Raw genomic sequence first — 19,117 nt, 5'->3', positions numbered from 1 at the left:
CCAAGAGCAGTTTTGAACACGTTCAAAGGAGTGTGGGGCATGGACCTCACCGTGGTCGCATACGTCCTCTACCTGCTGATCAGCGTGGCGCTCACCGTCTGGGTCGCCCGCACCCTCAGCCGTAACGGGCGGGTCTTCCTCGCCGACGTGCTGCACGGGAACGAGAAGCTCGCCGAAGCCGTCAACCACCTGCTGGTGGTGGGCTTCTACCTGGTCAACCTGGGATTCGTCACGCTCTACCTGAAGAACGCCGACGGGGTCGCCAGCGCCCGCGAGCTGTTCGAGGCGCTCTCGGTGAAGGTCGGCGTGGTCCTGCTGGTGCTCGGCGTCATGCACCTGGGCAATGTGTACGTGCTCAGCCGCATCCGCCGCCGCAGCGCACTGGAGCGCGAGCAGACCCCGCCCGTACCGCCGCAGGGCTGGACCAAGCCGGGGACGCCGGGCCCGTGGGCCGCGCCCGCCCCCACGCCGGGGCAGTGAGCCCGGTGACCGCCGCCTGGCCCGTCCGCCGGCTCACCGTCCTCTACGACGCGCAGTGCCCGCTCTGCACCCACCTGCGCCACTGGCTCGGCCGCCAGCGCCAGCTCGTCCCGCTGGACCTCGTACCGGCCGGATCGGACGAGGCACGGCGGCGGTTCCCGGAGCTGGACCCCGCCGCCACCTACGCGGAGATCACCGTGGTGGGCGACCTGGGGCAGGTCTACCAGGGGACGTCGGCCTGGATCGTCTGCCTGTGGGCGCTGGCGGGGTACCGCTCGAAGGCCCACTGGCTGACCACCCCGGCGGGGGCTCCCTTCGCCCGGGGGACCGTGCTCGCCGCGGCGAAGTACCGCTCGGTCACGGCTCCCCGGTGCGGGCCGCGGCAGGCGTGCGCCGTACCGCCGGGCGGACAGTGGGCTCCCCGTCAGGGCTAACCTTGGGCCCGTGGTGAAGGAAGAGAAGAACGTGCAGGAGAACGGGGCCGCGAAGCCCGCCAAGGCGGCCAGGGCCGCCGCGTCCGGCAAGGCCGCGAAGAGCGAGCAGACCCGCACGCTGATTCTCGAAACGGCGCTCCGCCTCTTCGCCGAGCGGGGGTACGACCGGACGACGATGCGGGCGATCGCCCAGGAGGCGGGCGTCTCCACCGGGAACGCCTACTACTACTTCTCCTCCAAGGAGCACCTGGTCCAGGGGTTCTACGACCGCATCTCCGGTGAACACGCGGCGGCGGTGCGGCCCGTCCTCGCCGAGGAGGCGGAGCTGGCCGCCCGGATCCGGGGGGTGCTGCTGGTCTGGCTGGACGTGGCGGAGCCGTACCACCGGTTCGCCGCCCAGTTCTTCAAGAACGCGGCCGACCCGGAGAGTCCGCTCTCCCCGTTCTCCGACGAGTCGGTGGCGGCCCGGGAGGCGGCGATCTCCATCCACCGCCAGGCCCTCGCCGGCTCCGACACCAAGAGCGACCCCGAACTGGCGCCGCTGCTGCCGGAGTTGCTCTGGCTGATGCAGATGGGCCTGGTGCTCTTCTGGGTGTACGACCGCTCGCCGGGCGCCGAGCGCAGCCGGCGGCTCGTGGAGCGCACCGCGCCGATCGCCGCACGGGCGATCGGGCTCTCCCGCTTCCGGGTGCTGCGACCGCTCGTACGGCAGGTTCACGCGCTGCTGGTGGAGTTCATGCCGGGCCCGGCGGCCGGGAGCGAGCCCCGGCCGGCCGGCTGACCGGCCGCGTCCCGGCCGGGGAGGCCGGGACGGCCCGTCATCAGATCCAGCTGAGTTCCCACAGGCGCCAGAAGCCGGTGCCGTCGGAGAGGTACTGGGAGCCGGCGACGTCCGTCTTGGCGACGACGTAGTCCTTCTTCTGCCAGAGCGGCAGCAGGGGGACGTCCTCGCCGACCAGCTTCTGCATCTCCTTGAAGTCGTTGGAGGTGCGGCCGCGGTCGCTGAACTGCTGCGTGGCGGTGATCAGCTGGTCCATCTTCTTGCTGGAGTAGCCGCTGTGCAGGACGTTGTCGGTGCCGACGAGCGGCTGGCTGAAGGTGTCGGGGTCCGGGAAGTCGGGGAACCAGCCGACGGTGTACATGTCGTACTCACCGGCCGCGTAGCCCTTCTGGTACCGCGTCCACTCCACGGCCTTGACCGAGACCTTGAACAGCCCGTCCTTCTCCAGCTGGCGCCGCAGCTCGGCGGTCTCCTTGGTGTACATGTCGCCCTCGCGGTAGGCGAAGTTGACCGCGACCGGCGTCTGGACCCCGGCCTGCTGGAGCAGCTGCTTGGCGCGCTTGGGGTCAGCGGTGGGGTAGGCGTCGAAGAAGGGGGTGCTGTGCCCGATGTAGCCGGTGGGGATCAGCGAGTACAGCGGGTCGACCGTGCCCTGGTAGACCTTGCTGACCAGCGGCCCCCGGTCCAGGAGCGCGGCGACGGCCTGACGGACCTTCTTCTCGCCGAACGGGGAGTTCTGCCGGGTGTTGAAGATGATGTTGCGGATCTCGGCCGTGGCCGCCTCGGTCACCCGCATCTCCGGGTCGCCCGCGTCCAGTTCGGCGAGCTTCGAGGCCGGCAGCTGGCGGTGGGCCACATCGACCTCGCCCTTGTTCCAGGCGGTCAGCAGGTCCTCGGACGCCTTGAAGTAGCGGATGTCGACCGCTTCGCCGATCTTCTTGAGCGCGCCCTTGTACTTCAGGTTCGGCACCAGCTCGGCCCGGTTGTTCGGCTCGTACGACTTGAGGACGTACGGGCCGGAGCCGTCGACCTGGTTGCCCTTGCGGAGCTCGTTCTTGGGGTACTTGGTCGAGTCGACGATCGCCGCGGCGCCGGTGGCGAGCTTCTGCGGGAAGGTCGCGTCCTTGCCGGACAGGTTGAACGTGATCGTCCGGCCCTCGGTCGAGACCGTGTCGAGGGTGGGGAAGAGACCCGCGGGGCCGACGTCCGACTTGATCGCGAAGATCCGGTCGAAGGAGTGCTTGACGTCCTCGGCGGTGATCTTCCGGCCGTTGGAGAAGACCAGGTCGTCACGGAGCTTGCACTGGTACGTCTGGAGCTTCTGCCCGATGAACGCGCAGCTCTCGGCCGCGTCCGGCTCCGGCACGATGGCCCCGGGCTTGAACGTCATCAGCGACTGGTAGATGTTGCTGTAGATCGCCCAGGAGCCCGCGTCGTACGCGCCGGCCGGGTCCAGCGAGGTCACGATGTCCGATGTCCCGACGGTGACCGCGTCGGTCTTCGCCTCCCCCGACGGGAGCAGTTGCCAGGCGCCGACGCCTGCGATGACCAAAACCGCGAAAATCGCGAGAATCCGTACCCGGACCGACCGCATTGCCGTGCTCTCCCTTACCAGCCCCACCACGGCAGTTGCGCTCAGACACGCACATCGCCGCATGTTCGCGCTTACCCAATCACACGATTTTCACATCTGGAAGAGTAAATGGGGCGCTCACAGCCTTTTGTTGGACACGTTCGACGGAGCGTGTCCGAAAAGGCCGTTTCCCGCCTCCCACGTGCGGATTTCCGTAGCTCAGCGTGACACTACGGTGCGGTTTTGTTGAATGCCGCATGATCGCAACCGCAACGCCCGCGAGGGCGGGAGACGGGGTTTCAGGACCGGCGCACGGGCTCCTAGGCCTGGCGCGAGGCGAGTTCGACGACGGTGATGTCGGCCGGGGCGCCGACGCGGACCGGCGGCCCCCAGGCGCCCGCCCCGCGCGAGACGAACAGCTGCGTGTCGCCGTACCGTTCCAGCCCGGCGACGGTCGGGTTGGCCAGCTCGGCGAGGTAGTTCCCCGGCCAGAGCTGCCCGCCGTGGGTGTGGCCGGAGAGCTGGAGGTCGACCCCGTGCTCCACGGCGTCGTGGATGACGACGGGCTGGTGCGCGAGGAGGACGGCGGCCCGGGAGCGGTCCCGGTCGCCGAGCGCGCGGACGAAGTCGGGGCCCTGGCCCTCGGTCTCCCCCGCGACGTCGTTGACCCCGGCGAGGTCGAACCCGCCCATCTCCACCCGGGCGTTCTCCAGCGGGATCAGCCCCAGTTCGCGGACGTGGTCCACCCACTGCTCCGCGCCGGAGAAGTATTCGTGGTTGCCGGTGACGAAGAAGCTGCCGTGCGGTGCCCGCAGGGCGGCCAGCGGCTCGGCGGCGGAGCCGAGGTCGGCCACGGAGCCGTCGACGAGGTCACCGACGACGGCGACCAGGTCGGGCGAGGTGGAGTTGATCGTGTCGACGATCCGCCGGGTGTGGGCACGGCCGAGGATCGGGCCGATGTGGATGTCGCTGACCACGGCGATCCGGAAGCCGTGGGCGGCGCGGGGCAGTTTGGCCAGCGGCACGGTGATGCGCTGGACGCTCGGGCCGCGCAGCACGTTGGCGGTGCCGTGCCCGACGGTGGCGAGCCCGGCGGCGGCAGCGGCGCCGCCGACGACCCGGGAGACGAAGAGGCGGCGGGAGGGGTGGGGGGCGGCCGGGGTGGTGGCGACTGCCGGCTCCCGGTCCGCCGGTTCCGTTTCCGCCGGTGCCTTCGGTTCCGTATCGCGTACCGCTTCCGGTTCCGGTTCGGTGGCCGGTGCGGTCACGGGGGCCGGGTCGGCCGAGGTGGTGGGGCCGGTGCGGCCCGCCGGGACGAGTTCTTCCGTACGGGGACGGGTTCCGCTCGCGGTCGCGGCCACGGTTCCGTCCACCGCCGGAGCGGAGGTTCCGGTTCCGGCCGTGGAGCGGGCCGCGGCCGCCGCGTCGCGCCGGGCGAGCGCCCGGGTCAGCAGCGGGCGGACGACCTCGCCGACCAGCAGGGCCAGCGTCAGGTACATCAGGGCGGCCAGCCAGAGGAACCCGGGCCAGGCGAGCACCTGCTGGAGCCAGAAGGGCGCGCCGATCCTGCCGGAGGTCATGGCGCCGACGCTCAGCAGGGGCAGCACGAAGGCGGCGACGGTGCCGACCTTGCGCAGCGTGCTGCCGGGTGCCGTCGTGTCACCGACGAACCGGCGCCACACATAGCGGTGCACGCTCGCCAGCAGCGCCAGCACCACGAGCGCCACCACGACGAAGATCACTGCTGCCATCCGCGCTTCCCTACGTTCCTGTCGTCATGCGCGCTCGTCGCGCAAAGCCCGGACACCACGCAACCCGATCGCGCCGACCACCGTCCCCAGAAGAAAGGACGTGATGGCGAGCAGCAGGTGGACCCAGAAGTACCCGGTCGGCTCACCCGCGTCGTCGAACGCGAGCCCGCTGCCGTCCTGCCACAGGTTCTTGACGAAAGTGATCCAGATGAACCAGCTCCACACCCCGAAGACGAGCAGGAACCAGGAGACGGGGCGGCTGAGCTTCATGGGTCCAGTATCGCCGCCGCCCTCCGGGCGCCTCGCCCGGGGTGGCGTCCGAAAGGGGCAGTCCCGGCCGTCCCTCCGGCGGGTCAGCCGGTCCGGGTCCTCATCCACATTTTCGCCCTGTACGTTTTCGACCGTGCCTGCTCTGAAAAAGATCGCTTTGACGGTCGCCTCCGCCGCCGTGCTGTCCACTCTTGTCCTCGCTCCCGCGTCGGCGGCCGAGAAGGACAAGGAGAAGGACAAGGAGCCCGTGCCGAACCACATCATGTCGAGCGTCGGGGGCGAGCAGCTCTCCATGAACGGCACGCAGGTCAACCTCGGCCCGGGGGCGCCCGTGCTGCCGAAGGGGCTGACCGCCCGCTCGTGGATCGTCGCGGACGCGGAGAACGGCCAGGTGCTGGCGGCGCACAACTCGCACTGGCGGCTGCCGCCCGCCTCCACCCTCAAGATGCTGTTCGCGGACACGGTCCTGCCCGCGCTCCAGCCCACCTCCCTGACCCACACGGTGAAGGAGAGCGACCTGGCGGGGGTCGGTGAGGGCAGCAGTCTGGTGGGCGTCAAGGAGGACCACACGTACACGGTCCACGACCTGTGGCTGGGGGTCTTCCTCCGCTCGGGCAACGACGCGGTGCACGTGCTGTCGGAGATGTACGGGGGGATCCCCCAGACGGTGACGGCGATGCAGAAGCACGCCGAGGAGCTCCAGGCGCTGGACACGACGGTGGTCTCGCCGGACGGGTACGACGCGCCGGGCCAGGTGTCCAGCGCCTACGACCTGACGCTGATCGCCCGCAGCGGGATGCAGAAGAAGGACTTCCGCGAGTACGCGGCGACGGCCTCCGCCGACTTCCCCGGCGAGAAGAAGAAGGGGAAGAAGCGCGAGACCTTCGAGATCCAGAACACCAACCGGCTGATCACCGGGGACAACGGCGTCGACCCGTACAAGGGCATCGCGGGCGTCAAGAACGGCTACACCACCCACGCGGGCAACACCTTCACCGGTGTCGCCGAGCGCGACGGCCGGGTGCTGCTGGTCACGGTGATGCACCCGTCGGCGGACGAGAGCCACGCCGTCTACAAGGAGGCCGCCCACCTCCTGGACTGGGGCTTCGCCGCGAGCGGCAAGGTGCGGCCGGTGGGCTCGCTGGTGCCGCCGAAGTCGGTGGACACCGGCGCGGGCACCATCTCCGGCGGCAAGGGCGCGCAGCCGGCCGCCGGGGCGGACCAGGGCTCCGGCGGCCAGGCGAAGGCCGCGCACGCGGCGGCGGCCGGGCAGGGCTCCGGCGGGGTCGGGATCGCGCTGGCGATCGTCGGCGGCGTGCTGGTGCTCCTGGCGGCCGGGGTGTTCCTGGTGAACCGCCGCTGGCCGCTGGCGGGTCTTGGCCGCCGTACGCCGGCCACGGGCGACGCGGGCGCCGTGGGCGAGCCCGCCACGCCGACCGATGCGGGCGACGCCGGCGATGCGGGCGAGCCGAAGGCTGCGGTCGAGGCGAAGCCTGCGGTAGAGGCGACGACCGAATCGACCGGCCCGGCCGAGAAGTCCTAGGCGCGGGTGGAGCCGCCCGGTGCGACGGCGCCGGGGGCATCCCCCGTGCCGGTCTCCGGTGCGTCCTCCGTCCGGCCCACGCCCTCCTCCGCCTTGGAGCCGGTCGCGGTCCAGGCGGCGCAGAACAGCAGCAGTTTCGCGGAGAAGTTGATCCACAGGAGCAGCGCGATCGGCACGCCGAACGCGCCGTACATGCTCTTGCCCGCGACCCCCTTCATATAGCTGCCGAGCAGCAGCTTGAGCAGTTCGAAGCCGATCGCGCCGATCAGGGCCGCGACGACCAGCCGGCGCCGGGGCGGCTCCACCCCGGGCAGCAGCGTCAGCAGGTAGAGGATCAGCAGGAAGTCGGCGATGACCGCGACCACCAGGGCCGCCAGCCGGAGCAGGATGCCGCCCGCGCCGCCTTCGGGGATGCCGAGCTGGTCGGCGGTCCAGCCGACGGCGGTCGTCCCGACCGTGGAGACCGCCAGGGTGGCGAGCGCCGCTCCGCCGAGGCCGACCAGCAGCACGGCGTCCTTGAGCTTGGCGACGACCGGGTTGGCCTCCTGGACATCGTCCAGCTCCCAGACCGCGCGCAGGCACTCCCGCATCGATCCGATCCAGCCGACACCGGTGAACAGCAGCAGCGCACCGGCCACCAGACCGACCGTGCCCGCGTTGGCCACCAGACCGTCGATGCCGAGCTGGTCGGAGATGCCCGGCACCTGCTCGGCGAGCTTCTCCTCGATGGTGTCCAGCTGCTTGTCGCTCAGCAGCGCGGCCGCGATCGCCGCGCCGACCGCGATCAGCGGGAAGAGCGCCAGGAAGCTGATGAAGGTGATCGCGGCGGCGAGCCTGGCCCAGTGGACCCGGTCCAGCCGCTCGTAGGAGCGCCAGGCGTGCGTCTCCATCAGCCGGGAGACGAGCGGCCCGACGACGGGGAGTTTCTTGAGCCAGTCCATGAACGTACGCGTACCCTCCCGGGCCCGGAAAACCTGCGGGCCGCACCGCGGACTCTTCCGGACTCGTCCGGAAGGCCTGCTCCCCGCCCCGGTGACACGCTCTCCATCACCCGTTCCGGTGAGTGGTGTAACAAAGGGTACGAATAGGTTTTCCCGGACGATACGCCCGGGGCTACGGTCACGGGCATGTCCGTCGACACGGTGTCCTTGACCGGCTGGGGCCGCACCGCCCCGACCACCGCCGTACGGTTTCGCCCCCGTACGTACGAGGAAGCGGCTGCCGTGGTCCGGGGCCGCGGTCCCCGGGGCGCCCTCGCCCGGGGGCTCGGGCGGGCGCCCGGTGACGCGGCGCAGAACGCGGGCGGCTCGGTCCTCGACATGACGGGCCTGGACCGCGTCCGCGCCCTGGACGAGGCGGCGGGGACGGTCCGCTGCGACGCGGGGGTGAGCCTGGACCGGCTGCTGCGGATGCTGCTGCCGCGCGGCTGGTTCCTGCCGGTCGTCCCGGGCACGGGCCGCATCACCGTGGGCGGCGCGATCGGCTCCGATGTGCACGGCCGCGACCATCCGGGGGCCGGTTCGCTGGCCCGGCACATCGACGCGCTGGAGCTCCTCACGGCCGACGGCGAGGTGCGTACGGTGACGCCCGGCGCCGCCCTCTTCGACGCGACCACCGGCGGTCTCGGGCTGACCGGGGTGATCCTCTCCGCCACCCTCCGCCTGAAGCGGGTGCCGTCTCCGCTGGTCTCCGTCTCCACGGAGCGGGCCACGGACCTGGACGATCTGCTGGCCCGTTTCACCGCGGGCAGCGGCGACTCTCTGCCGTACGCCTCCGCCTGGGTGGATCTGCTCGCCCGGGGCCGGGCGACCGGGCGAGGCGTCCTCACCCTCGGGGAGCACGCGCCCCTCTCCGCGCTACCGGCGCACGCCCGGCGCACGATGCGCGCCCCGCGCACTGCTGCTCCCGGCCGACGCGACCGGTGGCCCGCCGTACCGGGCCTCCCCGGCGGCCTTCCCCTCGGAGACCTCCTGGGCCCGACCGCCGCCGCTCTCCTCAACGAGGTCCGCTACCGGAGTGCGCCCCGCTCCCGGACCGGCGAGCTCCGCACCACCACCGCCTTCTTCCACCCCCTGGACGCCCTCCCCGACGGGAACCGGCTGCACGGCGGGCGGGCCGGGCTCGTCCGCTACCGGTTCACGGTCGGGTACGGGCAGGAGGAGGCGCTGCACCGCGTCGTGCGGCGGATCTCGGCGCGGCGCTGCCCCGCCCTCCGGGCCGAGCTCCAGCGGTTCGGCGCCCCTTCGCCGGGGTGGCTGTCGTTCCCCGTGCCCGGCTGGACGCTCGCCCTCGACCTGCCCGCCGCCCTGCCCGGCCTCGGCCGCCTCCTGGACGGGCTGGACGAGGAGGTGGCGGCGGCCGGGGGCCGGGTCTGCCTGGCGGCCGACTCCCGGGTGCGGCCGGAGACAGCGGCCGCGATGTACCCGCGGCTCGGGGAGTTCCGGGAGCTGCGGGCGGAGCTGGACCCGACGGGGGCGTTCCGCTCGGACCTGGCCCGCCGGCTCGCCCTGTGACGTACCGGCATCACCGCTCCCCCACCCCCTGAACAGGAGAGTTCCGTGAAGGACGCCTTCGGTGCCCCGCAGTCCCTGCTCGTCCTCGGCGGCACCTCCGAGATCGCCCTGGCCACCGCGCGCCGCCTGATCGCCCTGCGCACCCGCCGGGTCTGGCTGGCCGGGCGCCCCTCCCCCGCCCTGGACGCGGCGGCCGTCGAACTGCGCGACCGGGGTGCCGATGTCCGTACGGTCGCCTTCGACGCGCTGGATTCGGCCAGGCACGAGGAGGTGCTGGGCAAGGTCTTCGCGGAGGGCGACATCGATGTGGTGCTGATGGCGTTCGGGATCGCCGGGGACCAGGCGCGCGACGAGGAGGAGCCGATGGCCGCCGTCCGGGTCGCCCAGACCAACTACACCGGGGCGGTCTCGGCGGGGCTGGTGTGCGCGGGCGCACTCCAGGCGCAGGGGCACGGTTCGCTGGTGGTGCTGTCCTCGGTGGCCGGGGAGCGCGCCCGGCGGGCCGACTTCATCTACGGCTCCAGCAAGGCGGGGCTCGACACCTTCGCCCAGGGGCTCGGGGACGCCCTCCAGGGCACCGGCGTACAGGTGATGGTCGTGCGCCCCGGCGCCGTACGCACACGGTCCGTGGCCGGGCAGCCGGAGGAGCCGCTCTCCACCACGCCGGAGGCGGTGGCCGGGGCGATCGTGACGGGGCTGCGGCGGCGCTCGGAGACGGTGTGGGTGCCCGGTTCGCTGCGGGTGGTGATGTCGGCGCTGCGGCATGTGCCGCGCCCGCTGTTCCGGCGGCTGCCGGTGTGACCAGCGGGAGCGGGGATCAGGGGCGCAGCGACGGCGCGTCGACCGAGTAGCCGCCCTGGGCCGGGACGGCGGGGGTGGAGCCGCCGGTCTCGAACGGGAAGTCCCGGAGCTTGCGCCAGACGGCGTCCGCGCCCTGTTCGTACAGGGCGAAGGAGCCGCAGGTCCAGGCCGCCTCGTAGTCGGCGAGCTCCGCGTACGCCCGGTCCATCGCCTCTTCGGAGATGCCGTGCGCCACGGTGACGTGCGGGTGGTACGGGAACTGGAGCTCGCGCACCAGCGGCCCCGAGGCGTCCCGGACCCGCTTCTGGAGCCAGGAGCAGGCCGAGGCGCCCTCCACGACCTGGACGAAGACCACCGGGGAGAGCGGCCGGAACGTGCCGGTGCCGGAGAGCCGCATCGGGAAGGGGCGGCCGGCCATGGCGATCCGGTCGAGGTGTGCCTCGATCGCCGGCAGGTCGGCCGCCTCCGCCTCGGTCGGCGGCATGAGGGTGACGTGGGTGGGAATGCCGTAGGCGGCAGGGTCCCCGAAGCTCGCGCGCCGCTCCTGGAGCAGGCTGCCGTAGGGCTCCGGGACCGCGATCGAAACGCCGAGCGTTACGGTCCCCACGTCGTTCTCCTCCATCGTCGATGGTCGATTTCCGGCCTTGCGCCGCGACCCGCCGCCGCAAGTGTGGCCCCTGGGGCAGTGATCTCGCCAGGGTCCTTGGACTCAGTGCTTGGCGGGCAGGAAGCCCATCCGGTCGTACGTCTGCGCCAGGGTCTCGGCGGCGACGGCCCTGGCCTTCTCCGCTCCCTTGGCCAGGATGGAGTCCAGCGTCTCCGGGTCGTCCAGATATTCCTGGGTGCGGAGCTGGAAGGGGGTGACGAATTCCACCATGGCCTCGGCGAGGTCGGTCTTCAGCGCACCGTAGCCCTTGCCCTCGTACTTCCGTTCCAGGTCCTCGACGGTGCTGCCGGAGAGGGTGGAGAGGATCGTGAGCAGGTTGCTGACGCCCGGCTTCTTCTCCTCGTCGAAGCGGATCACCGTGTCGGTGTCGGTGACCGCGCTCTTGACCTTCTTGGCCGTGGCCTTGGGGTCGTCGAGGAGGTTGATGAGGCCCTTCGGCGTGGAGGCCGACTTGCTCATCTTGACCGCCGGGTCCTGGAGGTCGTAGATCTTCGCCGTCTCCTTGAGGATGTACGGCGCCGGGATGGTGAACGTCTGCCCGAACCGGCCGTTGAACCGCTCCGCGAGGTCCCGGGTCAGCTCGATGTGCTGGCGCTGGTCCTCGCCCACCGGGACCTGGTTGGCCTGGTAGAGCAGGATGTCGGCGACCTGGAGGACCGGGTAGGTGAAGAGGCCGACGGTGGCGCGGTCGGCGCCCTGCTTGGCGGACTTGTCCTTGAACTGCGTCATCCGGGAGGCCTCGCCGAAGCCGGTGAGGCAGTTCATCACCCAGCCGAGCTGGGCGTGCTCGGGCACATGGCTCTGGACGAAGAGCGTGCACCGCTCCGGGTCCAGACCGGCCGCGAGCAGCTGCGCCACGGCGAGCCGGGTGTTGGCGCGCAGCTCGGCGGGGTCCTGCGGGACCGTGATCGCGTGCAGGTCCACGACCATGTAGAAGGCGTCGTGCGTCTCCTGGAGCGCCACCCACTGGCGCACCGCGCCCAGGTAGTTGCCGAGGTGGAACGAGCCTGCGGTGGGCTGGATCCCGGAGAGCACACGGGGCCGGGCGGGCGCGCCGGTGCGGCCCGTCTGCGGCTGGTCGGTGGAGAGCGCGGAGCGATCAGAGGCCATGGGCCCATTGTCTCAGGTGCGGGGGCGATCTCCGGCAGCCGGTGCGGGGCGCAGCGGGGGCGCACCCGCTCGGGCGCGGGGTCCGCTCACGCCCGGGGAGCGCGCACCTGAGACGAAGCGCACATTCCGCCCGCCGGAGCGTGCGCGGGACGGCGCGGGGAGCACGGGGAAGCGCGCGGTCCGGTGCGAGGCGCACGGGAAGCGCGCCGGTCGAGGCCGAGAGCACGCGGGAGCACGCCGGTCGAGGAGCAGAGCACGCGGGAGCACGCGCGGGCGGGCGCGCCGGAGAGTGAAGGTTTCCCTGCGCCGGATGCGACCGACGATACAAAGTGGGCACCACCCCCGCCCACGCCGCACGACGAACGGAGATCCCGTGTCGATCACGGAAACTGCCATCGCCTCCGCCGAGGCGCACAGCGCGCACAACTACCACCCGTTGCCGGTCGTCGTGGCCTCGGCCGAGGGTGCCTGGATGACCGATGTCGAGGGGCGCCGCTACCTCGATCTGCTCGCCGGGTACTCGGCGCTCAACTTCGGCCACGGCAACCGGCGGCTGATCGACGCGGCCAAGGCCCAGCTGGAGCGGGTGACGCTGACCTCGCGGGCCTTCCACCACGACCGGTTCGCCGAGTTCTGTACGCGGCTGGCCGAGCTGTGCTCCATGGAGATGGTGCTGCCCATGAACACCGGGGCGGAGGCCGTGGAGACGGCGGTGAAGACCGCCCGGAAGTGGGGCTACCGGGTCAAGGGCGTCCCGGACGGGATGGCGAAGATCATCGTGGCCTCGGACAACTTCCACGGCCGCACCACGACGATCATCAGCTTCTCCACGGACCCGGAGGCGAGGGCCGACTACGGCCCGTACACCCCGGGGTTCGAGATCGTGCCGTACGGGGATCTCACCGCGCTCCGGGAGGCGATGACCGAGAACACCGTGGCGGTGCTGCTGGAGCCGATCCAGGGCGAGGCGGGCGTGCTGGTGCCGCCCGCCGGTTATCTGCCCGGGGTGCGGGAGCTGACCCGGGAGCGGAACGTGCTCTTCATCGCGGACGAGATCCAGTCGGGCCTGGGGCGTACCGGGAAGACGTTCGCGCTGGAGCACGAGGGCGTGGTGCCGGACATGTATCTGCTGGGCAAGGCGCTCGGCGGCGGGGTGGTCCCGGTGTCGGCGGTCGTCTCCTCGGCGGAGATCCTCGGGGTCTTCCGGCCCGGCGAGCACGGCTCCACCTTCGGCGGGAACCCGCTGGCGTGCGCGGTGGCGCTGGAGGTGATCGCGATGCTGCGGACCGGCGAGTACCAGGAGCGCGCCGCCGAGCTGGGCGACCACCTGCACCGGGAGCTGGGGCTGCTGACCGGGGGCGGTGCGGTGGAGGCCGTACGGGGCCGGGGGCTGTGGGCGGGCGTCGACATCGCGCCCGCGCTCGGCACCGGCCGCGAGATCTCCGAGCGGCTGATGGAGGAGCGGGTGCTGGTGAAGGACACCCACGGCTCCACGATCCGGATCGCGCCGCCGCTGGTGATCAGCAAGGAGGACCTGGACTGGGGCCTCGACCGGCTGCGGACGGTGCTGAGCGCCTGATCCGTCGAAAAGGAGGGTTCAGAGGATGACGTGGGGCAGGAAGCGGGCGTACTCGTCCGTGACCGGCCCCGCCGACTCCCGGATGCCGAGCCCCGCCGCCTCGTCCTCCACCACCCAGGCGCCGAGCACCACCCGGTTGCCGTCGATGTCGGGCAGCGGCGCCAACTCCTGGTAGCAGCACGGCTCCTCGCGCAGATGGGCCGGGGAGCCGGGCCCGTACAGATCGACCCCGGCGCCCTCGCGGCCCAGCAGCGGCTTGGAGACGTACCCCGCCCCGCCGGGTCCGGCCAGCTCGCGCGGCCCGTCGAGATAGGCGGGGAGCAGGTTCGGGTGGCCCGGGTACAGCTCCCACAGGACCGCCAGCAGCGCCTTGTTGGAGAGCAGCATCTTCCAGGCGGGCTCTATCCAGCAGGTGGTGCCGGAGCCGCCGCCGTTGTCGAGGGTGTCCAGCACCTGCGGCCCGAAGCGGTCGGTGGTCAGCCACTCCCAGGGGTAGAGCTTGAAGCAGCTGCGGATGAAGCGGAGCCGGTCGTCCACGAACCGCCCGCTGAGCCGGTCCCAGCCGATGTCCTCCACGGAGAGGGCCTCGGTGTCGAGTCCGGCCTGCTGGGCGGTCTCGCGCAGATACGCGACCGTCATCAGGTCCTCGCCGGCCTCGTCGCCCTCCGAGTGCACGAAGTGCAGCGGCCCCGGCGGCAGCAGGTGGGCCTGGCGCTTCCAGGCGTCGACCAGCCGTTCGTGGAGCGAGTTCCACTGGTCGGCGCCGGGGAACCGCTCCTCCATCCAGAACCACTGCGGGCTGGCGGCCTCCACCAGGGAGGTGGGGGTGTCGGCGTTGTACTCCAGCATCTTCGCCGGGCCGCCGCCGTCGTAGCGCAGGTCGAACCGCCCGTATACGGAGGGCAGTTCGGCGCGGCGGCGCCAGGACTCGGCGACCAGGGAGGCCAGGCGCGGGTCGGTGATCCCGAGGTCGGCGAAACGGTTCCGCTCCACGATGTGCGCGGCGGCCGCCAGGCACATCGTGTGCAGCTCCTCGACGGTCTCCTCCAGCACCTCGACCTCGGGCAGCGAGAAGACGTAGTAGGCGCTCTCGTCCCAGTAGGGGCGCAGCGAACCGTCCGGGTAGCGGGTGAGCGGATAGACGAGCCCCTGGGACTCGACGGTCTCCTGCCAGCCGGGGCGCGGCGTGATGGTGCGGCGCTCCACCGGGCTCAGCCTCCGCCGGACCTGGTGCAGCCGAAGCCGCCCCGGTCGACCGCCGACTTGTCGAAGCTGCCGCCCTGGACCTTGCCGTCGTAGCTGCTGGTGGAGCCGCCGTAGTAGTACGAGCCCCGGCCGCCGCCTCCGCCCGAGCCGCCACTGCCGCTGCCGCCCCGGCACTCGTAACTGGGCAGGGTTTCGCGGGTCGTCCGGTCGGCGCACCGCCGGTCCGGTTCCGATCCGCAGGATGTGATCGTCAGGGCGAGCAGCCCCATGCCGCCGAGCACGACCGTGCTCGACCTCAGCCTCCGCTTGGCCATGTTCAGTTCTCCCCCGTGGCACGTGTGACACGGTCCGGCTCCCCGTTCACCGCCGGACCGCTCGTCAGAATAGTTGTACGGTGCGCCGGTTCGGAAGCCGGAGGCGAGGAGTGCCGACCTCCGCCCGGTACATTCCCTTTGTGCTCCTGGGAATGATCTGTGCGCTCGGTGCCGCCCTCTGCTACGGCACGGCCTCCGTCCTCCAGGCGATCGCCGCGCGGGCCGCCACCCGACCCGGTTCCGGGGCGGGCGTGGACCCCGCGCTGCTGCTGCGGGCGGCGCGGCAGTGGCGTTACGCCGCCGGACTCGCCCTGGACGGACTGGGCTTCGTGCTCCAGATCGCCGCCCTGCGCGCGCTGCCGATCTACGCCGTGGGGGCGGCGCTCGCCGCGTCCCTCGCGGTCACGGCGGTGGTCGCGGCCCGGCTGCTGGCGGTCCGGCTGAGCGCCACGGAGTGGGCGGCGGTGGCGACGGTCTGCGCCGGGCTCGGGATGCTGGGGCTGGCGTCGGGCGTGGAGGGCGACCGGCCGGGCCCGGACTGGCTCCCATGGGCGACGATCGCCGCCGCGCTGGGGGTGCTGGTGCTCGGCGCGGGGGGCGGGCGGCTGCCGACGCGGCCGCGTGCGCTGGCGCTGGGCCTGGGGGCCGGGTTCGGGTTCGGGGTGGTGGAGGTGGCGGTGCGGCTGGTCGACGAGGTGTCGCCGGGGGCGTTGGTGCGGAACCCGGCGGCGTACGGGCTGCTGCTGGGCGGGGCGGCGGCGTTCCTGCTGCTGACGTCGGCGCTGCAAAGGGGTTCGGTGACCACGGCCACGGCCGGGATGGTGCTCGGGGAGACGGTCGGGCCCGCGCTGGTGGGGGTGGTGTGGCTGGGCGACGGGACCCGGGCGGGGCTGGGGTGGCTGGCCGTCACCGGTTTCGCGGTGGCGGTGGCGGGGTCGCTGGCCCTGGCGCGGTTCGGGGAGGCGCCGGGGGTGGAGGCGGGGCCGGAGGCGGAGGCGGGGCCGGAGGCGGACCAGCTGTAAGGCCGTCTACGGCAGCACCCGGCACAACGCGTCCAGCGCGCCCGCCCACGCGCTCTCCGACGGTGAGCCGTAGCCGATCACCAGCGCGTCACGGCCCGCCGGGGCGTCGGGGTGCCGGTAGGTGGCGAGGCCCTCCAGCCGCAGGCCCTGGAAGGCCGCCGCCTGGATCACCGATCGCTCGGTCCCCGGCGGGAGTTCGAGGACCGCGTGCAGCCCGGCCGCGATGCCGCTGACCCGGATGCCCGGCGCGCGTGCGGCGAGCGCCGCGACGAGCTGGTCGCGGCGGCGCCGGTAGCGCAGCCGCATGGAGCGCACATGCCGGTCGTACGCCCCCGAGGCGATGAACTCCGCGAGCGTCAGCTGGTCGAAGGCGCCGGACATCCAGTCGTACGCCCCCTTCGCCGCCACCACGTCCGCCACCAGGCCCCGGGGCAGCACCATCCAGCCCAGGCGCAGGCCGGGGGCGAGCGACTTGGAGGCGGTGCCGAGGTACACGACCCGTTCGGGGTCCAGGCCTTGAAGGGCGCCCACGGGTTGGCGGTCGTATCTGAACTCCCCGTCGTAGTCGTCCTCCAGGATCAGCCCGCCGGTGGAGCGGGCCCAGTCGACGGCGGCGGCCCGCCGGTCCGGGTGGAGGGGTACGCCGGTGGGGAACTGGTGCGCCGGGGTCAGCAGGACCGCCCCCGTACCGCGCATCGAGGCCAGCTCCCCGGTCCGCGAGCCGAGGTGGTCCAGCTCCAGGAAGGGGGTGGCGAGACCGGTGCCGGTGAGGAGGTCGCGGTGCAGGTCGAGGCCGTACGACTCGACGGCGATCTCCCGCACCCGGCGCCCGCGCAGGGCCGTGCCCAGCAGCCTCAGCCCGTGGACGAAGCCGGAGCAGATGACGATGCGTTCCGGGTCGGCGTACACACCGCGCGAGCGGGCCAGGTACTCGGCGAGCACCGTGCGCAGTTCGACGCGCCCGCGCGGGTCGCCGTAGTCGAGTGCCTCGTCGGGCGCGGCGGTGAGCGCCTTGCGGGCGGCCCGGAGCCAGGCGGTGCGCGGGAACGACGACACGTCCGGGGAGCCCGTCTTCAGGCTGTGGCCGGTACGCGGCCGGGCCGGGCGGGTGCGGGCCGCCACCGGGTCCGCCCGGCGCGGCGCGGACCGCTGGGCGACCCGGGTCCCCGAGCCCTGGCGGGCGGTGAGCCAGCCCTCGGCGACGAGTTCGGCGTAGGCGTCGGCGACCGTGTTGCGGGCGACGCCCAGGTCGGCGGCGAGCGCCCGGGAGGACGGCAGCCGGGTCCCGGGGGCCAGCCGCCCGCTGCGCACCGCCTCCCGCAGGGCCTCCATCAGCCCGCTGCGCAGCCCCGTACCGACCGGCTCCAGATGCAGGTCGGCGCCGAAAGTGGCCCAGGAATCCGTCATGGGAATGGACCATACCGGGGTGCCACCGGGCCCGTAGCGTCGTTGCCATGACGTCGACACACGCACACCACACCCCCAACGGCACCGACACCCCGTACGCCTCCGAGCACCCCGCCCGGATGCCCTGGGCCCAGCTGGCCCCCGAGGTCTACAAGGCGATGGTCCGCCTGGACGCCGCCTCCCGGAAGGGCCTCGACCCGCTGCTCCTGGAGCTGGTGAAGGTCCGGGCCTCGCAGCTCAACCGGTGCGCGCTCTGCCTGGACATGCACTCCAAGGACGCCCTCGCGGCGGGCGAGAGCGTGGAGCGGATCGTCCAGCTGAGCGCCTGGGACGAGTCGCGCCACTTCTACACGGAGAAGGAGATCGCGGCGCTCGAACTGACCGAGGCCGTCACCGTCCTGACCGACGGGTTCGTCCCGGACGACGTGTACGCGCGCGCCGCCGAGCAGTTCGAGGAGACCGAACTGGCCCAGCTGATCGCCGCGATCACGGTCATCAACGCCTGGAACCGCTTCGGCGTCGCCACCCGCCAGGTCCCCGGCCACTACACGCCCGGCGACCTCAAGCACTGACCGCCGCACCGGCCCCGGCCGCTCCGCGTCAGAAGGGGCTGTCGTACGGGGATCGGAAGGGGCTGTTGCCGGGCATCAGAACGGGCTGTCGTACGGGTCGAAGTGCGTCACGGCGGTGGCGAGGATCTCCTCGTGGCGCGGCCACTGCTCGTCGGGGGCGGCGACCAGCACCGCGTAGAGGCGGCCGTCCGACGCGGTGAAGACCCGCTCCAGGACCCGGCGGCGGCCGTCGTAGTCCTCGCTGTCGTACGCGTACACCAGCTCGGCCGCCTCGCCGCCGAGCGGGTTGTCGACGGCGCCGATGCGGACCTCCTCGAAGCCCGCGCTCACGCTGCGGTCCTTCGAGGCCGCGCGCACCGCCTCCAGCGCGGTCATGCCGGGCTCGGACACCCGGAAGACCTGGAGGAGTTCACCGGAGCCGAAGGGCTCGTAGAACACCCCGCCGGTCTTCTTCGTGCGCTCGCTCCACTCCTCGGGCACCGCGATCCGGAAGCCCTCCTCGTCATCCTGCATGACGAACCCGGGCGGCGGATCGCCGGCGTCCGGGGACTCGGTGCCGGTGTCGGTGGCCGTGGCGTCGGTGGGTTCGGACGCGGCGTCCCCGGTGCCGTCGGGGAAGCCCGCGTCCGGGTCGCCGCCGGGGTCGGTGGCCTCCTCCGCCGGGGCGCTCGCCGTCCGGCCCCGGGCGTCGTCCCGGTCGTCACCGCCACCGCCGCCGACCGTGAACCAGAGCGCCGCCGCACCGGCCGCGAGCACGGCCACGGCGAGCCCGGCGGTCAGCGGGGTGATCCGCTCCCGCACCGTCCGGGCGGTGGTCTCCGGCCGGTGGGTCCCGGTGATGTTGTTGTACGCGCCCGTCGGCGGCCCCTGCACGACGTAGGGCCCGGTCTCCGCGTACGGGTCGGGGACCGTGGGCAGCACGGTGGGGACCACGGAGTCCTCCGCCGACGCGGCCGGGGACCCCGGCGGCATGGGCGGCACCACGGGGGCCGCGGAGGGCGGCGGAGGCGGTGGCGGGGTGTAGGCACGCCTCGGCTCGGTCTCCCAGCTCTGGGTCTCGTCGTTCCAGCGCACCCCGCCGCCCCCGGTCACCG

19 protein-coding genes are annotated in these 19,117 nt (G+C 72.6%); 9 read left to right on the top strand and 10 right to left on the bottom strand.

The annotated features are described in order from the left end of the window. Positions 1-39 precede the first annotated feature (39 nt). From GTY67_RS21970 to GTY67_RS21960, 3 genes are read left to right on the top strand one after another with little or no spacing between them, the layout of a single operon-like run. Positions 40-480, top strand: coding sequence for a hypothetical protein (locus GTY67_RS21970; RefSeq protein WP_093690547.1), 441 nt, complete (start codon positions 40-42; stop codon positions 478-480). After that, positions 477-914 carry a DCC1-like thiol-disulfide oxidoreductase family protein gene (locus GTY67_RS21965; RefSeq protein ID WP_093690898.1) on the top strand — a complete coding sequence of 146 codons (438 nt, stop codon included), beginning with the start codon at positions 477-479 and terminating at the stop codon, positions 912-914. The genes GTY67_RS21970 and GTY67_RS21965 overlap by 4 nt, the downstream gene beginning before the upstream one ends. A 10-nt stretch (positions 915-924) precedes the next feature. Further along, positions 925-1,695 carry a TetR family transcriptional regulator gene (locus GTY67_RS21960; RefSeq protein ID WP_093690545.1) on the top strand — a complete coding sequence of 257 codons (771 nt, stop codon included), beginning with the start codon at positions 925-927 and terminating at the stop codon, positions 1,693-1,695. 40 nt (positions 1,696-1,735) lie between these two features. On the opposite strand, the gene GTY67_RS21955 is transcribed toward GTY67_RS21960, so the two are convergent. The 3 genes from GTY67_RS21955 to GTY67_RS35095 form a co-directional block, all read right to left on the bottom strand. Further along, positions 1,736-3,289, bottom strand: a complete 1,554-nt coding sequence (locus tag GTY67_RS21955; protein ID WP_093690543.1) for an ABC transporter substrate-binding protein — start codon at positions 3,287-3,289, stop codon at positions 1,736-1,738. Positions 3,290-3,588: 299 nt separating this feature from the next. Then, entirely contained in the window at positions 3,589-5,010 is a 1,422-nt protein-coding gene (locus GTY67_RS21950; RefSeq protein ID WP_161280217.1) for a metallophosphoesterase, read from the bottom strand. Between the two features lie 33 nt (positions 5,011-5,043). Next, entirely contained in the window at positions 5,044-5,289 is a 246-nt protein-coding gene (locus GTY67_RS35095; RefSeq protein WP_015610857.1) for a hypothetical protein, read from the bottom strand. A 133-nt stretch (positions 5,290-5,422) separates the two neighbouring features. Here GTY67_RS35095 and GTY67_RS21945 point away from each other — a divergent pair, with 133 nt between their 5' ends. Beyond that, positions 5,423-6,832: a D-alanyl-D-alanine carboxypeptidase gene (locus tag GTY67_RS21945; RefSeq protein ID WP_343238724.1), complete on the top strand. Its 1,410-nt coding sequence runs from the start codon at positions 5,423-5,425 to the stop codon at positions 6,830-6,832. Here the strand turns inward: GTY67_RS21945 and GTY67_RS21940 are convergent. Continuing rightward, positions 6,829-7,773 (bottom strand): YihY/virulence factor BrkB family protein, encoded by a 945-nt coding sequence (locus GTY67_RS21940; RefSeq protein ID WP_161279741.1) that lies wholly within the window; start codon positions 7,771-7,773, stop codon positions 6,829-6,831. The two genes, GTY67_RS21945 and GTY67_RS21940, sit on opposite strands and share 4 nt — an antisense overlap. Positions 7,774-7,959: 186 nt before the next feature. Here GTY67_RS21940 and GTY67_RS21935 point away from each other — a divergent pair, with 186 nt between their 5' ends. Together GTY67_RS21935 and GTY67_RS21930 are read left to right on the top strand one after the other, a co-directional pair. Further along, positions 7,960-9,345, top strand: coding sequence for an FAD-binding oxidoreductase (locus tag GTY67_RS21935; RefSeq protein ID WP_161279740.1), 1,386 nt, complete (start codon positions 7,960-7,962; stop codon positions 9,343-9,345). A gap of 45 nt (positions 9,346-9,390) precedes the next feature. Next, positions 9,391-10,146 carry a decaprenylphospho-beta-D-erythro-pentofuranosid-2-ulose 2-reductase gene (locus GTY67_RS21930; protein WP_161279739.1) on the top strand — a complete coding sequence of 252 codons (756 nt, stop codon included), beginning with the start codon at positions 9,391-9,393 and terminating at the stop codon, positions 10,144-10,146. Between the two features lie 16 nt (positions 10,147-10,162). On the opposite strand, the gene GTY67_RS21925 is transcribed toward GTY67_RS21930, so the two are convergent. Further along, positions 10,163-10,753, bottom strand: coding sequence for a 2'-5' RNA ligase family protein (locus GTY67_RS21925; protein ID WP_161279738.1), 591 nt, complete (start codon positions 10,751-10,753; stop codon positions 10,163-10,165). Between the two features lie 102 nt (positions 10,754-10,855). Beyond that, positions 10,856-11,923 (bottom strand): tryptophan--tRNA ligase, encoded by a 1,068-nt coding sequence (gene trpS / locus GTY67_RS21920; protein ID WP_202461520.1) that lies wholly within the window; start codon positions 11,921-11,923, stop codon positions 10,856-10,858. Between the two features lie 373 nt (positions 11,924-12,296). Between trpS and rocD the strand changes: the two genes are divergently transcribed. Continuing rightward, positions 12,297-13,502, top strand: coding sequence for an ornithine--oxo-acid transaminase (rocD, locus tag GTY67_RS21915; RefSeq protein ID WP_161279737.1), 1,206 nt, complete (start codon positions 12,297-12,299; stop codon positions 13,500-13,502). Between the two features lie 18 nt (positions 13,503-13,520). Here rocD and GTY67_RS21910 read toward each other — a convergent pair whose 3' ends face one another. Both GTY67_RS21910 and GTY67_RS21905 read right to left on the bottom strand, forming a co-directional pair. Further along, positions 13,521-14,708, bottom strand: a complete 1,188-nt coding sequence (locus tag GTY67_RS21910) for a glutathionylspermidine synthase family protein (protein ID WP_161279736.1) — start codon at positions 14,706-14,708, stop codon at positions 13,521-13,523. A gap of 5 nt (positions 14,709-14,713) precedes the next feature. Further along, complete coding sequence (locus tag GTY67_RS21905) at positions 14,714-15,022, bottom strand: hypothetical protein (RefSeq protein ID WP_093690527.1); 309 nt, start codon at positions 15,020-15,022, stop codon at positions 14,714-14,716. A 152-nt stretch (positions 15,023-15,174) separates the two neighbouring features. On the opposite strand from GTY67_RS21905, the gene GTY67_RS21900 reads away from it, so the two are divergent. Continuing rightward, positions 15,175-16,044 (top strand): hypothetical protein, encoded by an 870-nt coding sequence (locus GTY67_RS21900; RefSeq protein WP_161280216.1) that lies wholly within the window; start codon positions 15,175-15,177, stop codon positions 16,042-16,044. Between the two features lie 6 nt (positions 16,045-16,050). Here the strand turns inward: GTY67_RS21900 and GTY67_RS21895 are convergent, their stop codons facing one another. Next, the gene (locus GTY67_RS21895; protein ID WP_161279735.1) at positions 16,051-17,451 is read right to left on the bottom strand and encodes a PLP-dependent aminotransferase family protein; all 1,401 of its coding nucleotides are present in this window, start codon (positions 17,449-17,451) and stop codon (positions 16,051-16,053) included. A gap of 47 nt (positions 17,452-17,498) precedes the next feature. On the opposite strand from GTY67_RS21895, the gene GTY67_RS21890 reads away from it, so the two are divergent. Continuing rightward, on the top strand, positions 17,499-18,023 hold the full coding sequence (locus tag GTY67_RS21890) for a carboxymuconolactone decarboxylase family protein (protein ID WP_161279734.1): 525 nt from the start codon (positions 17,499-17,501) through the stop codon (positions 18,021-18,023). A gap of 75 nt (positions 18,024-18,098) precedes the next feature. Here GTY67_RS21890 and GTY67_RS21885 read toward each other — a convergent pair whose 3' ends face one another. Next, the gene (locus GTY67_RS21885; protein WP_161279733.1) at positions 18,099-19,115 is read right to left on the bottom strand and encodes a serine/arginine repetitive matrix protein 2; all 1,017 of its coding nucleotides are present in this window, start codon (positions 19,113-19,115) and stop codon (positions 18,099-18,101) included. Positions 19,116-19,117: the final 2 nt, after the last annotated feature.

Origin of the sequence: Streptomyces sp. SID8374 (genome assembly GCF_009865135.1) — a bacterium.
Classification (GTDB): Bacteria; Actinomycetota; Actinomycetes; order Streptomycetales; family Streptomycetaceae; genus Streptomyces.
Note: the sequence above shows the minus strand (reverse complement) of the source record. Positions and strands in the feature narration are given on the sequence as shown.